This is a genomic window from Geodermatophilus sp. CPCC 205506 (assembly GCF_051383635.1).
Lineage (GTDB): Bacteria > Actinomycetota > Actinomycetes > Mycobacteriales > Geodermatophilaceae > Geodermatophilus.
This window is the reverse complement of sequence record NZ_JALPKP010000041.1, coordinates 1-13,351: the sequence shown is the minus strand read 5'-3', so window position 1 is coordinate 13,351 and position 13,351 is coordinate 1. Positions and strand designations below refer to the sequence as shown.

Below are 13,351 nucleotides of genomic sequence, written 5' to 3'. Positions count from 1 at the left end.
AGAGTCCCCGGCCGGAGCGACGAGGGAGGGAGACACCGGTGGACTTCGACGTGACCGTCGTCGGTGGTGGACCCACCGGCCTGATGCTGGCCGGCGAGTTGCGGCTGCACGGCGTGCACGTGGTCGTGCTGGAGAAGGACACGGAGCCGACCGAGGCCATCCGCGCGCTCGGTCTGCACGTGCGCAGCATCGAGGTCCTGGATCAACGGGGTCTGCTGGAGCGGTTCCTCGCGCTCGGCACGAAGCACCCGCTGGGCGGTTTCGCCGGCATCGCCAAGCCGCCTCCGGCCCGGCTGGACACGGCGCACCCCTACACCCTCGGCATCCCGCAGCCGGTCGTCGAGCGCCTGTTGACCGAGCACGCCCTCGAGGTCGGCGTCGAGATCCGGCGCGGCTGCGAGGTGGTCGGGCTGAGCCAGGACCACCACGCGGCGACCGCCGAGCTGGCCGACGGCACGCAGCTGCGCTCGCACCACCTCGTCGGCTGCGACGGCGGCCGCAGTGTGGTGCGCAAACTGGCGGGGATCGCCTTCCCCGGGGAGCCCGCCACGGTCGAGCTGCTGCTGGGTGAGATGGAGGTGGCAGTCCCTCCGGAGGAGCTGGCGGCGGTCGTGGCCGAGGTCCGCAGGACCGAACTCCGGTTCGGCCTGGCGCCCGTCGGGGAGGGAGCGCACCGCGTGCTGGTGCCCGCCGAGGGCGTGGTCGAGGACCGCTCGGTCACGCCGACCCTCGACGACGTCAAGCAGCAGCTGCGGGTGTTCGCCGGCACCGACTTCGGCGTGCACTCACCGCGCTGGCTCTCCCGGTTCGGCGATGCCACCCGGTTGGCCGATCGCTACCGGGCAGGCCGGGTGCTGCTGGCCGGCGACGCGGCGCACATCCACCCGCCGGCCGGCGGGCAGGGGCTCAACCTCGGGATCCAGGACGCCTTCAACCTCGGCTGGAAACTGGCCGCCGAGGTCGACGGCTGGGCACCGGAGGGGCTGCTGGACAGCTACCACACCGAACGGCACCCGGTGGCCGCCGAGGTGCTGGACACCACCCGCGCACACATGCACCTGCTGTCCACCGAACCGGGTCCCCGGGCGGTGCGCCGGCTGCTGTCGGAGCTGATGGACATCGACGAGGTCAACCGGTACCTGGTCGAGAAGAACACCGCCATCGGCGTCCGATACGACCTCGGCGAGACGCACGAGCTGCTCGGCCGGCGGCTGCGCGACGTGAGGCTGGAGCGGGGGCGCCTCTACGAGCTCATGCACGGCGGCCGGGGACTCCTGCTCGACCAGACCGGCCGGCTCTCGGTGGCGGGCTGGGCCGACCGGGTCGACCACGTCGTCGACGTCAGCGAGGAACTCGACGTCGCCGCGGCGCTGGTGCGGCCGGACGGTCACGTGGCGTGGGTCGGTGAGGACCAGAGGGAGCTGCTCGACCACCTGCCCCGGTGGTTCGGCGCTGCAGTCGGTTGAGCGGATCTCGAGACGCACGGACCCGCTCAGGGGACGGTGGCGGCCGGTGCGTCGGCGACGTCGAACCCGAGCAGGATGTCGTCACCGGCGAGGTGCACCGACCGGTTGACCAGCCGGATGCCCTCGGCGACGCGGGCGGTCCCGAGCGGGCCCACCGCCTCGACACCCGCACCGATGATCCGCGGTGACACCGACACCACCACCCGGTCGACGGCGGAGGCACGGAGCAGGGACGTGATCACCCGCCCCCCGCCCTCGACGAGGAGGGACGCGATCCCGAGCGAGCGCAGCAGGTGCAGCACCTGGTCGATCTGCAACCCGTCGGGCCCCGCGGCCACGTCCCGCACCACGACGCCCGCCGCCGTCAGCTCCTGGCGGCGGGCCGGGTCGGCATCGGGCCGGCAGAGGATCAGTGTGGCGGCGTCGTCCGACAGCACCTTGGCCGTCGGCGGCGTGCGCAGGGTGGAGTCGAGCACCACCCGCATCGGCGACGCGCCGGGGACCATGCGCACGGTGAGCTGAGGATCGTCCTGCAGCAGGGTGCCGGCCCCCACGAGCACCGCGTCGCAGCCCGCCCGCATGGCGTGGGCCACCCGGCGTTCCGGCTCGCCGCTGATCCACTTCGCGTCCCCGGTGTACGTGGCGATCCGTCCGTCGAGGGTCTGGGCGTACTTCAGCACGACGTGGGGGCGGTCGGCACGCGGGCGCAGCGACCCGAGGAGATCAGCGACGTCCACCGGGGCGGCCGGCAGCTCGTCGAGCCCGGTGCCGCCCGGACGCAGGTGCCCGAACCGGGCCTGTTTCGTCTCCAGGTAGGCGCGGTTGCGCGGGTGGGCGGCGGTCCGCAGCGGTCGGATGGACTCCACGGCGATCCCGTTGCGTCGCAGGCCGTGCAGCTTCGCGGGGTTGTTGGACAGCAGTCGCACGGTCCGGACGCCGAGGGTCTCCAGGACGGCGGCCGCGTCCGCGTAGTCGCGCAGGTCCGCCTCCAGGCCGAGCCGCAGGTTGGCCTCGACGGTGTCGGCGCCGGCGTCCTGCTGGACGTAGGCCCGCAGCTTGTTGACCAGGCCGATGCCGCGGCCCTCGTGCCCGTTCAGGTACAGCACGATGCCCCGGCCCTCGGCCGCGACGGTGCGCAGCGCGGTCCGCAGCTGCACGCCGCAGTCGCAGCGCAGGGACCCGAGCGCGTCGCCGGTGAGGCACTCCGAGTGCAGCCTGGTCAGGACCGATCCGCCGTCCCCGAGGTCGCCGCAGACGAGGGCGAGGTGCACGTGTCCGGACGGGCTCTCGAACGCCCGTGCCTGGAACTCGCCGTACGACGTCGGGATGGTGGCGACCGCCACCTCGCGGGGCCTCGTCCCGTCCTCTGACGGTGAAGCAGTCATCGACGGACTCCTCGCTCGCACGGATCGGGCCCGCACGCTACCGTCGCGCGGCCGACAGGTGCCGCCCGGAGAACGCGGAGGTCGACCGCAGTGCAGGCTCGCCGTCTGGTGTTCGTCGCCCCCCGGCAGGTGCGGACGACCTCGGTCGAGGTCCCGCCACCCGGTCCCGGCCAGCTGCTGGTCCGCACCCTGCGCTCGGGGATCAGCAGCGGCACGGAGCTGCTCTGCTACCGCGGGCTCCTGGACCCCGACCTCCCGCTCGACGAACGGATCGGGTCGCTGGGCGGCACCTTCCGCTACCCGTTCCCGTACGGCTACAGCTGCGTGGGCCGGGTCGAGAGCTCGACCGGCTCCCTCTCCCCCGGAACGCTGGTGTTCGCGTTCCACCCGCACCAGGACCGGTTCGTGGTGTCCGAGGACGACGTCGTCGTGCTCCCGGCCGGCGCGGACCCACGGTCGGCGACGCTGTTCCCGCTCGTGGAGACGGGGTTGCAGCTGAGCCTCGACGCCGGTCACGTGGCGCACGAGACCGTGGCCGTGCTCGGCCTCGGCGCTGTCGGGCTCATCACCGCGCTGCTCCTCCAGCGGGCCGGGGCGAACGTGCTGGCCAGCGACCCGCTCCGCGAACGACGGGACATCGCCGACTCCCTCGGCGTCCCCGCCGCGCCACCGGAGGAGCTCCCGGCCCGGCTCCCCTCCGACGGGGTGCCCCTCCTCCTCGAGCTCTCCGGCGCTCCCACCGCACTCGCCGACGCGCTGCAGCTGCTGGCGCACGAGGGGACTGCGCTCGTCGGCTCGTGGTACGGCCAGCAGGAGGTGTGCCTGCCCCTGGGCGGGGCGTTCCACCGGCGCCGGCTGACCATCCGGAGCAGCCAGGTGTCGACCATCCCGGCGACGCTCTCGGACCGCTGGGACGTCACCCGCCGTCGTCAGATGGCCACCGCACTGCTCGGGGACCTCCCCCTCTCGGCCCTGGCCACGACCGAGATGGAGTTCGACGACGCCGCCGCCGCGTACGACGCACTGGACCGCCGCGTTCCGGATGTCCTCCACGTCGACCTGCGCTATCCATAGCGCCATGTACGAGACCGGGACCGCAGTCGAGGTGCGCGCCTTCCACATCATGCCGGGCATGCCGCCGCCGGAGGGCGAACGTCACTCCCACGACTACAGGCTCGACGTCGTCGCCCGCCGGGACGACCTCGACGAGCGCGGCATGGTCGTCGACCTCGACGTCCTGAACCAGGCGCTGCAGGACACCGCAGCCCGTCTCGACGGCGCCGACCTGGACCTGCTCATGCCGGACGAGGAGGCGGTCACCGTCGAGGTGTTCGCCCGGTGGGTGCACGGCGAGCTGACCGCGGCGCTCGGCCGGCTGCCCGGGACGACGCTGGCCGTGCGGGTCTGGGAGGACCCGGTTGCGTTCGGCGGCTACACAGCCGCGCTGTGACACCCCGGGCGGTGCGGGCCGTGCTCTTCGACGCCGGGGACACCCTCATCCGGCTGCGCGGCGAGCCCGGCGCACTGCTCCGCACCGCCGCCGAGCGACTCGGGATCCAGGTCGAGGCGGCGGCCGCCGCAGCGGTCTGGCGCCGGGTGCTGGCCGGCGCCGGCACGCCGGAGGAGCTGGCGAAGGGCCGCGACCTGTCCCCGCAGGGTCACCGCGCCGTCTGGACCGAGCTCTACCGGCGGTGCGGAGCCGACGACCTGGCGCCCGGGCTCAGCAGCGCGCTCTACGAGCTGACCGTCGACCCCCGGTCGTGGGAGGCCTTTCCCGACACCACGGCCACCCTCCGCCGGCTGCACGAACGGGGCGTCCCGGTCGGGATCCTCAGCGACACCGGCTTCGACCTCCGACCGGCGCTCTCCCTCCTCGGGCTCGACCGATGGGTCGACGCCGTGGTGCTCTCCTGTGACACCGGCACCTGCAAGCCCGACCCCCGGACCTTCCGCACCGCCTGTGCGCAGCTCGGCGTCGAGGAAGCGGTCACCCTGATGGTCGGCGACAACCCGCTGACCGACGGCGGGGCAGCTGCCGCCGGGCTCCTCGTCCTGCTGCTGCCGCCCCCGGCCGCAACCGGCCCGCGCGGCCTCGGCCACGTGCTGCCCCTGCTCGGCCAGGCACCGACGTGATCCGCCGGTCCCGCCGCCGGATGCGACTGAACCGCTGCCACCGCCGATCCGTGATCTCGTGCACAGGCAGTGACGGAGGCGGTATGCGCGCAGCTCCACACCGAGTCGATGGCCGGCGTTCGCGTGCCGACCGGGCGGGCGACGCCGTGGGCGCCGCGCCGTGAGACAGGACCAGCGCGCTCCGTTCCTGGCCGCGCTGCAGCGGGCCAGGGAAGCCGCCTATCCCCCCGGCGAGTACGTGGGTCAGGAGAGCTTCATGCGGGCCGGCGAGATCCGGCAGCTCGCCCGCCGCGCCGGGGTCGGCCCCGGCGTGTCGGTGCTCGACCTGTGTTGCGGGGTGGGCGGCCCGGGCCGGTTGATCGCGGCGGAGCTGGGCTGCCGGTACCTCGGCCTGGACTACTCCGACAGCGCCGTCGACATCGCCCGGGGCCTGGCCGGTCACCTGCCGTGCCGCTTCGAGCAGGCGCACCTCCCGCCGCTGCCGGACGGCCGCTTCGAGGTCGTCCTCCTGCTGGAGACGATGCTCGCGTTCCGCGACAAGCGGGACCTCGTGGGTGAGGTGGCCCGGGTGCTGGAGCCCGGCGGGCGCTTCGCCTTCACCGTCGAGGAGGGCCGGCCGCTCACCCCGGGAGAACGGGCCCGGATGCCCGACGCCGACACCGTCTGGCTCATCGAGCTGGCGGAGCTGACGGCACTGCTGGGCGAGTTCGGGTTGACCGTGACCTCGCAGGAGCAGTGCAGTGCCTCCCATGGCGCGACGGCGGCGGCGATGGTGCAGGCGTTGCGCGGGAACTCGGCCGAGGTCGCCCGCCAGATCGGGACGCAGGCGCTGGCCGAGCTGATCGAGGCCCACGAGCTGTGGACGGACTGGCTGGGCTGCGGGCGGGTCCGCAAGTTCGCGCTGGTGGCCGAGAAGCGATGAGCCACACCTACACCGGCTACCTGGCGGCGAAGAAGAGCGTGGACGACCGGGCGCTCAACCGCCACGTGCTGGCCGAACTGTGCCGCCTGATGCCGCCGGGCCCAGCGCGGGTCCTGGAGGTCGGCGCCGGTCTGGGGACGATGGTGGCCCGCCTGCTGGAGTGGCAGGTCGTGACCGTCGGGGAGTACACCCTGCTGGACGTCGATCGCCGGCTGTTGCGGGATTCCCGCGCGTGGCTCGGCGAGTGGGCGACCGCCCGGGGCCTGCCCACCGAACCGCTGCCGGACGGGGTGCGCCTGGGCGATCTGCGCGTGCGCCTGGTGGAAGCCGAGCTGGGCGACTACCTCGAGGCCGGGCACGGGGAGGAGGTCGAGGTCGTGATCGCCAACGCGTTCCTGGATCTCGTGGACGTGCCGGCCGTCCTGCCCGCGCTCTTCCGGCTGCTGGTCCCGGGCGGCGTCTACTGGTTCACGATCAACTTCGACGGCGAGAGCATCTTCCAGCCGGACCACCCCCGCGACGACGAGGTCCTGGGCGCCTACCACCGCAGCATGGAGGAGCGCGTCCGCTACGGCCGGCCCGCGGGGGAGAGCCGGACGGGTCGCCATCTCTTCGGCCACCTGTGCGCCACCGGAGCGCCACCGCTGGCATCGGGCTCGTCCGACTGGGTCGTGCACGCGCGCCCGGACGGCACGTATCCCGACGGCGAGGCATCCTTCCTGGAGAGCATCCTGCAGACGATCCAGGATGAGCTGACCGACCGGGTGGAGCCCGACGCCCTGGCCGACTGGCTGGCGGTCCGCCGCCGCCAGGTGGCCGCCGGCGAGCTGCTGTACATCGCTCATCAGCTCGACTTCACGGGCCGGTCGCCGGGTAGTGCCGTGAACAGCGTGGTCGCCGGTTGAACCGACGCGACCGCAGATCCGTAGTGCAGTGCGAGAGACCGACAGGTCGTTGCGGAGGGCGCCGTGCGTACGGTTCGACTCGCCGCGATCGTCGGGGCCCTGGCCACGCCGGCCCTGCTCGGAGCCCTCGCCCTGACTGCCGGCCTCGGCCCGGCCGGCTGGGTCGCCGGACTGGCTGCCGGCTGGGGGGCGACCGCGCTGCTGGTCGGCGCTCGGGTCCGCAGCGGACGGCCGGCGATCCTCCCGCCGGACTGGGTCACCCTGAGCCGGGCGCTGCTGAGCGCCGGGGTCGCGGGGCTCGTCGCCGACGCCTTCGTCCGGCCGCTGCACGTTCCCGCGCTGGTCCTCCTCGCGTCCGTGGCGCTCGCCCTGGACACCGTGGACGGGCAGGTGGCGCGACGCACGGGAACCGCCACACCGCTGGGAGCCCGCTTCGACGGCGAGGTCGACGCCTTCCTGATCCTGGTGCTGAGCGTCGCGGTGTCCCGGGACTACGGCGGCTGGGTGCTGGCCATCGGCGTCGCCCGCTACGTGCTGCTGGTCGCGGGGTGGGCGGTCCGGTGGCTGGCCGCCCCGCTGCCGCCCCGGTACTGGGGCAAGGTCGTCGCCGCCGTGCAGGGCATCGTCCTCACCGCCGCGGCATCCGGGGTGCCGCCCCGCCCGGTCGGCATGATCGCGGTCGGCGTCGCGCTGGTGCTGCTGGCCGAGTCGTTCGGCCGCAGCATCGTCTGGCTGTACCGCACCGGCGCCGGCCGGCGCACCCGTCAGGCCCTGCGGCTCACCACCGCGCTGGTCGCGGCCGCGGTCGTCTGGGCCGTCCTCGTCGCTCCGACCCGTCTCGACCAGCTCACCCCGGCCGCGTTCGCCCGCATCCCGCTGGAGGGACTGGGCCTGGTCGCGATCGGGCTGCTGCTGCCGCCCCGGCCGAGACGGGTCCTGGCGACGGCGGCCGGGGTCGCGCTGGGCCTGCTCACCATCGTCAAGCTCCTCGACCTGGGTTTCCACGAGCAGCTCGGGCGCCCGTTCAACCCGGTGCTCGACCGGGGCTTCCTCGGACCGGCGATCGGGGTGGTGCGCGACTCGATCGGAGCCACCGCCGCCACCGTCGTCCTCGTCCTGGCCGGGCTCGCCCTCGCGCTGGTGGTCGCGGTCGTCGTCGGGTCGACGCTCCGGGTCAGCAGCGTGACCGCCCGGCACCGCCGCCGCTCGGCTCGCGGACTCGCCGTCCTGGGCGTTGTGTGGGCGGTCTGCGCCGCCCTGTCGCTGGAACTCGTCCCGGCGGGCCCGGTCGCCTCGACCAGCACCGCCGGGCTGGCCATCGCGCACGGCCGTGACGTCGAGGAGGCCGTGCGGGACCAGCAGCGCTTCGAGGCGGCCAGCCGGTCGGTCGACCCGGCTGCGGGCCGGGTCACCTCGGAGCTGCTGGCCGGCCTGCAGGGCAAGGACGTCGTCGTGGCCTTCATCGAGAGCTACGGGCAGGTCGCCGTGCAGGACTCCGTCGTCGCTCCCGGCGTCGCCGCCGTCCTGCGCAGCGGCACCACCCGGCTGGCCCGGGCCGGACTCGAGGCGCGCAGCGCCTTCCTCGACTCCCCCACCTTCGGCGGCTACAGCTGGCTCGCCCACTCGACCCTGCAGTCCGGACTGTGGATCGACAGTCAACCGCGCTACGACCAGCTGATGGCCAGCGACCGGGTCACCCTCAGTGCCGCCTTCGGCGAGGCGGGCTGGCGCACGGTCAACGTCGCTCCCGCCAACGACCAGCCGTGGCCGCAAGGCACGTCCTTCTACCACTACGACCAGCTCTACGACCGGCACAGCCTCGGCTACCGGGGCCCCGCGTTCAGCTTCGCCCCGATGCCCGACCAGTACACGCTGGCGGCCTTCCAGCAGCTCGAACTCGGCCCCGGGCACCCTCCCGTGATGGCCGAGATCAACCTCGTCTCCTCGCACCACCCGTGGACCCCGCTGCCGACGATGGTGCCCTGGGACCAGCTCGGCGACGGCACCGTCTTCGACCCCATGCCCGCGCGGGGGTTGTCGCCCGACGAGGCCCTGCGCGACCCTGACACGCTCCGCCGGCTCTACGGGCAGTCCATCGAGTACTCCCTGGAGGCCCTGATCTCCTGGGTCGTGAACCTGCGCGACGACGACCTCGTCCTCGTCCTGCTCGGTGACCACCAACCCGCCACGACGGTCAGCGGCCCCGACGCCAGCCACCACGTGCCCGTCTCCGTGGTCGCCTCCGACCCCGCGGTGCTGGACCGCATCGCTCCCTGGCGCTGGGAGGACGGGCTGCTGCCGAGCGCGACCGCTCCGGTGTGGCGCATGGACGCCTTCCGCGACCGGTTCCTGGACGCCTTCACCGTGCCCCGCCCGCCACGGTGACGAGGGCGTCCGTGGGCGGGCCCGACCGGAGCGGCCGCGCGGTCCACCCCGCCGTCGACCGGGTCCACGTCGTCGTCCCGGACGGGATCGACGACCCCGCGCGGGTGAGCGGCGGCAACCGCTACGACCGGGAGGTCTGCGACGACCTCCGGAACGCCGGCTGGACCGTGGTCGAGATCGCCGCTCCGGGCTCCTGGCCGCGACCCGACGCCACAGCGCTGGACGCCCTGGCGCGGTCGCTCGACGCCCTGCCGGCCGGGGACCTGGTCCTCGTCGACGGACTGATCGCCTCCGCGGCCCGCCCGGTGCTCGTGCCGCGGTCGGGGCGGCTGCGGCTCGTCGTCCTGGTGCACATGGTCTTCGGCGGCGACGCCGTCGACGAACGCGACGAGCTGGCCGTCCTCGCCGCCGCGCGGGCCGTCGTCACCACCAGCGCCTGGACCCGCGAGCAGCTGCTCGACCGGTACGCGCTGTCACCTGCCCGCGTGCACGTCGCCCACCCGGGCACCTGGACGGCACCCGCCAGCCCAGGGACGGCCGGCGGGGGACGGCTCCTGTGCGTCGGGGCGCTCGCGCCGCACAAGGGCCAGGACCTGCTGCTGGCGGCGCTGGCCCGAACGGCCGGCCTGCCCTGGCGCTGCACCCTCGTCGGCCCGCTGGACCGCGACCCGCTCTTCGTCGCGTCGCTGCAACGGCAGGCCGGCGACGCGGGGATCGCCGATCGCGTGCGGATCCCGGGACCGCGCACCGGGGCAGCGCTGCAGCTCGAGTACCGCGGCGCCGACGTGCTCGTCGTGCCCTCGCGGACGGAGACGTACGGCATGGCGATCACCGAGGCGCTGGCCACCGGCCTGCCGGTGATCGCGGCGGAGGTCGGCGGAGTCCCCGAGGCCGTGGGACGCACGGCATCCGGCGTGCCCGGCCTCCTCGTGCCGCCCGACGACAGCGACGCCCTCGCGGCCGCTCTCGCTCGCTGGCTCACCGACGCCGAGGTGCGCTGCCGTCTCCGGCGGGCGGCCCTGCGACGCCGGGAGACCCTCCCGGACTGGCGGACGACCGGCCGGCGGATCAGGACGGTGCTGTCCGCCGTCGGTGCTGAACGGGAGCGGCCGCCGCTCCGTACTGAGTGGTGAGACGGACGGAGGCCGACCGGTCGTGAGGCGACGTGCGTGGACGGCGGCACGCCTGCTGGGCGTTGCCGTGCTCCTCGCCGTCCTCCTCCGGAAGCTGGGGGCGGACCCGTTCCTGGACGGCCTCCGCGGGCTCGACCCCGGCACGCTGCTCGCCGCGACGGCGATCGGCGCGGTCACGACGGTCTGCTCGGCGTGGCGCTGGCGGGTCGTGGCCCGGGCTCTGGGGCTCGACCTGGCGCTGCCCGCGGCCACCGCCGCCTACTACCGCTCGCAGTTCCTCAACTGCACGCTGCCCGGCGGGGTGCTCGGAGACGTCCACCGGGGCGTGCGGCACGGCGTCGGCGCCGGTGACCTCGGCCTCGGGGTGCGCGCCGTCGTCTGGGAGCGAGCCGCGGGACAGGCGGTCCAGGTGGTGCTGGCGCTCCTGGTGCTCCTGGCCCTCCCCTCGCCGGTGCAGGGGGCGGTCCCGCTGGTCGCCCTGGCGGGCGCCGCCGCCGGGGCCGCCGTGCTGGTCACCGGCCGCGGGGTGGCGGGGCGCAGCGCCCGCCTGGGGCGGGCGCTGCGGGGGACCGCCGCCGAGATCCGCCAGGCGGTGCTGCAGCCGTCCACCTGGCCGGCCGTCCTGCTCGCCTCGCTCCTCGTCGTCGGGGGGCTCCTGGGCACGTTCCTCCTCGCTGCGCGCGCCGCCGGGGTGCACGCTCCCCCGCTGCAGATGCTCCCGCTGGCGTTGATCGTCCTGCTGGCCGCCGCGGTGCCCCTCAACGTCGCGGGATGGGGCCCGCGCGAAGGTGTCGCGGCCTGGGTCTTCGCGGCTGCGGGGTGGGGTGCCGGTCCGGGAACGGCCGTCGCCACCGCCTTCGGCGTGATGACCCTGGTGGCGACGCTCCCCGGGGCCGCCGTCCTCCTCGTCGGCTGGCTGCGTGTCCGGTGGCGGGGAGCCCGGTCTGCGCGAGTGCTCGCCGAGCACGGCACCGGGGCCGTGGGGTGACCTCCCGGGGCTGCTCGCGGCTGGTCTTTGGTTGACACTCGTGGGTACCCTCTTTCCGAACGTGTAGAACGTCCGGAGACCGAGGAGGCGCCGTGGGTCCGATCAGCAACCGCTACACCGACCTGGTGGGCATCGAGCACCCGATCGTCCAGGAGGGGCTGGGGCCCTTCCGGACGCCCAAGCTGGCGGCCGCCGTCTCGGCGGCGGGAGGCCTGGGGACGGTGAGCATGCCCGGGATGCCGGTCGACCTCGACGCGGGGGCGCGCACCTTCCGCGAGCACATCGAGGAGTGCGCCGCGCTCACCGATCGGCCTTTCGCGGTGAACATCCCGGTCGGCGTCGACGGGAAGGGCGAGGTGCTGCCCTTCACCGACGTGTACGTCCGCACGGTGCTGGCAGCCCGGGAGGCGGACGCGGGGCTGGCCGCGCAGCTGCGCGTGCTCACCACCTCGGCCGGCTTCCCCGGCGCCTACATCTCCCGCATCAAGGACGCCGGGATGGTCCACCAGCACAAGGTCGGCAGCACCCGGCAGGCCGTGCGGTCCGCCGAGGCGGGCGTGGACGTGGTGATCGCTGCGGGTTTCGAGATGGGTGGTCACGCCCCGAGCAAGGCCGTGCACACCTTCGTGCTCGTGCCCAGCGTCACCGAGGCCGTCGACGTCCCGGTCCTGCTGACCGGCGGCGCCCGCGACGGCCGGGGGCTGGCCGCAGCGCTCGCCATGGGCGCTGACGGCGTGGCCATGGGCACCCGCTTCATCACCAGCCACCAGAACAGCGACTGGCACCCGGCCTACCTGCAGGCGCTCCTGGACGCTCAGGAGGGCGACGACGTCGCCTTCGACGGCGTCTACGGCCCCTGCCGCGGGCTCCGGAACCCCGCGTCGGAGCAGTTGCTCGGGCGAGGGCACGGCTCCGATGGCGAGGTCGACGCCGTCGAGCTCACCCGCTGGAAGATCGAGTCGATGCAGCGCGCCCAGACCGACGGCGACGTGCGGGACGGGCTGGTCCTCACCGGCCAGGTGGCCTCCGCCATCACCGACCTGGTCGACGTGGCGGAGTTCGTGCCCGCGATGGCCGAGGAGGCCGCCGCCGTGCTCCGGGACCTGGCCGCGCGCCTGGGCTCCGCGTGAGCGGGGAGCGGGAGGGCCTCGACCCCGAGCTCCCCGCCGCCGTCGCCGACCTCGGAGACGCCGTCCGGCAGGCGCTGGAGGCCGCGGTCTGCACGACGGCCACCGCCGCCGAGCTGAGGGCGGCCGCGGTCGGCGTCCGGGCGGCGACCGCCGTGCTGGCCTCGGCTCAGCGACCGCCGACGGAGCTCTCGCCGCTGGACGACATGGCACGCAACGTCAAGGTGTTCAACCCGGTCGTCGGTGCCGGCAACGGCATGGCCGTACCCCTGCAGTGGGAGGTCGCCGACGGCGCCGTCCTGGCCCGCCCTCGATTGGGCCGGGTGTACGAGGGCCCACCGACGTACCTGCACGGCGGCATCGCGGCGCTGCTCATGGACCAGGTCCTCGGGCAGGCGGCGATCGTCGCCGGCCGCTGGGGGATGACGATCGACCTCCAGCTGCGCTACCGGCGCCCGGTGCCGCTGTACACACCACTGCGGCTGACCGGGCGGGTGTCCGCCGTCGACGGCCGGCGCACGACCGCCGTCGGCGGGATCACCACGGAGGCGGCGCCGGACCTGCCGCTGGTCGAGGCCTCGGCGACGTTCGTCGCGCCCTCGCCCGAGGTCGCGGCCCGCTACTTCGACGGCGTCCGGGCCGCGGACGGCGCGGCCACCACCGGGCGCTTGGGCACCGGCTGACCCCGCCCCCACCACGAGCCCGACCGGCGCCGCACCCGCGGCTCCGAGCGACGACGAGAGGACGCCGGCACATGACGGCCACCCACACCCTGCCCCCGACCCCCGTGCCGACCGCCGGAGGGCGGGACATCGAGGTCGACCTGCTCGTCGTCGGGGCCGGTCCGGCGGGCCTGTACGCCGCGTACTACGCCGGCTTCCGCGGCCTGCGGACGGCGGTGGTCGAC

General features: G+C 74.6%; 12 protein-coding genes. 11 read left to right on the top strand and 1 reads right to left on the bottom strand.

Features of this window, described 5'->3' with window-relative positions:
• Nucleotides 1–38: 38 nt before the first annotated feature.
• Nucleotides 39–1,466: a rifampin monooxygenase gene (rox, locus tag MY520_RS20715; RefSeq protein ID WP_436694463.1), complete on the top strand. Its 1,428-nt coding sequence runs from the start codon at nt 39–41 to the stop codon at nt 1,464–1,466.
• A 26-nt stretch (nt 1,467–1,492) separates the two neighbouring features.
• Here the strand turns inward: rox and ribA are convergent, their stop codons facing one another.
• Nucleotides 1,493–2,851: a GTP cyclohydrolase II gene (gene ribA, locus MY520_RS20710; RefSeq protein WP_436694462.1), complete on the bottom strand. Its 1,359-nt coding sequence runs from the start codon at nt 2,849–2,851 to the stop codon at nt 1,493–1,495.
• A gap of 90 nt (nt 2,852–2,941) precedes the next feature.
• Here ribA and MY520_RS20705 point away from each other — a divergent pair, with 90 nt between their 5' ends.
• From MY520_RS20705 to MY520_RS20660, 10 genes are all read left to right on the top strand, one after another.
• Complete coding sequence (locus MY520_RS20705; protein ID WP_436694461.1) at nt 2,942–3,925, top strand: zinc-binding dehydrogenase; 984 nt, start codon at nt 2,942–2,944, stop codon at nt 3,923–3,925.
• A gap of 4 nt (nt 3,926–3,929) precedes the next feature.
• On the top strand, nt 3,930–4,301 hold the full coding sequence (locus MY520_RS20700; RefSeq protein WP_436694460.1) for a 6-pyruvoyl trahydropterin synthase family protein: 372 nt from the start codon (nt 3,930–3,932) through the stop codon (nt 4,299–4,301).
• The gene (locus MY520_RS20695) at nt 4,298–4,984 is read left to right on the top strand and encodes an HAD family hydrolase (protein ID WP_436694459.1); all 687 of its coding nucleotides are present in this window, start codon (nt 4,298–4,300) and stop codon (nt 4,982–4,984) included. Before MY520_RS20700 ends, MY520_RS20695 begins: the two co-directional genes overlap by 4 nt.
• Before the next feature lie 160 nt (nt 4,985–5,144).
• Nucleotides 5,145–5,906: a class I SAM-dependent methyltransferase gene (locus MY520_RS20690; protein ID WP_436694458.1), complete on the top strand. Its 762-nt coding sequence runs from the start codon at nt 5,145–5,147 to the stop codon at nt 5,904–5,906.
• Nucleotides 5,903–6,811 carry a hypothetical protein gene (locus tag MY520_RS20685; RefSeq protein ID WP_436694457.1) on the top strand — a complete coding sequence of 303 codons (909 nt, stop codon included), beginning with the start codon at nt 5,903–5,905 and terminating at the stop codon, nt 6,809–6,811. The genes MY520_RS20690 and MY520_RS20685 overlap by 4 nt, the downstream gene beginning before the upstream one ends.
• Nucleotides 6,812–6,874: 63 nt before the next feature.
• On the top strand, nt 6,875–9,196 hold the full coding sequence (locus tag MY520_RS20680; protein WP_436694456.1) for a CDP-alcohol phosphatidyltransferase family protein: 2,322 nt from the start codon (nt 6,875–6,877) through the stop codon (nt 9,194–9,196).
• An 11-nt stretch (nt 9,197–9,207) separates the two neighbouring features.
• Nucleotides 9,208–10,329 carry a glycosyltransferase family 4 protein gene (locus MY520_RS20675; RefSeq protein ID WP_436694455.1) on the top strand — a complete coding sequence of 374 codons (1,122 nt, stop codon included), beginning with the start codon at nt 9,208–9,210 and terminating at the stop codon, nt 10,327–10,329.
• Nucleotides 10,330–10,351: 22 nt separating this feature from the next.
• Nucleotides 10,352–11,317, top strand: a complete 966-nt coding sequence (locus MY520_RS20670; protein ID WP_436694454.1) for a lysylphosphatidylglycerol synthase transmembrane domain-containing protein — start codon at nt 10,352–10,354, stop codon at nt 11,315–11,317.
• A 92-nt stretch (nt 11,318–11,409) separates the two neighbouring features.
• Nucleotides 11,410–12,447 (top strand): NAD(P)H-dependent flavin oxidoreductase, encoded by a 1,038-nt coding sequence (locus MY520_RS20665; RefSeq protein WP_436694453.1) that lies wholly within the window; start codon nt 11,410–11,412, stop codon nt 12,445–12,447.
• Nucleotides 12,444–13,127: a PaaI family thioesterase gene (locus MY520_RS20660; RefSeq protein ID WP_436694452.1), complete on the top strand. Its 684-nt coding sequence runs from the start codon at nt 12,444–12,446 to the stop codon at nt 13,125–13,127. Before MY520_RS20665 ends, MY520_RS20660 begins: the two co-directional genes overlap by 4 nt.
• Nucleotides 13,128–13,351 lie beyond the last annotated feature (224 nt).

What these genes read in the sequence shown, in the direction of transcription:
- MY520_RS20700 (WP_436694460.1), top strand. Translation starts at nt 3,930, where the DNA reads ATGTACGAGACCGGGACCGCAGTCGAGGTGCGCGCCTTCCACATCATG.
- MY520_RS20685 (WP_436694457.1), top strand. Translation starts at nt 5,903, where the DNA reads ATGAGCCACACCTACACCGGCTACCTGGCGGCGAAGAAGAGCGTGGAC.
- ribA (WP_436694462.1), bottom strand. Translation starts at nt 2,851, where the DNA reads ATGACTGCTTCACCGTCAGAGGACGGGACGAGGCCCCGCGAGGTGGCG.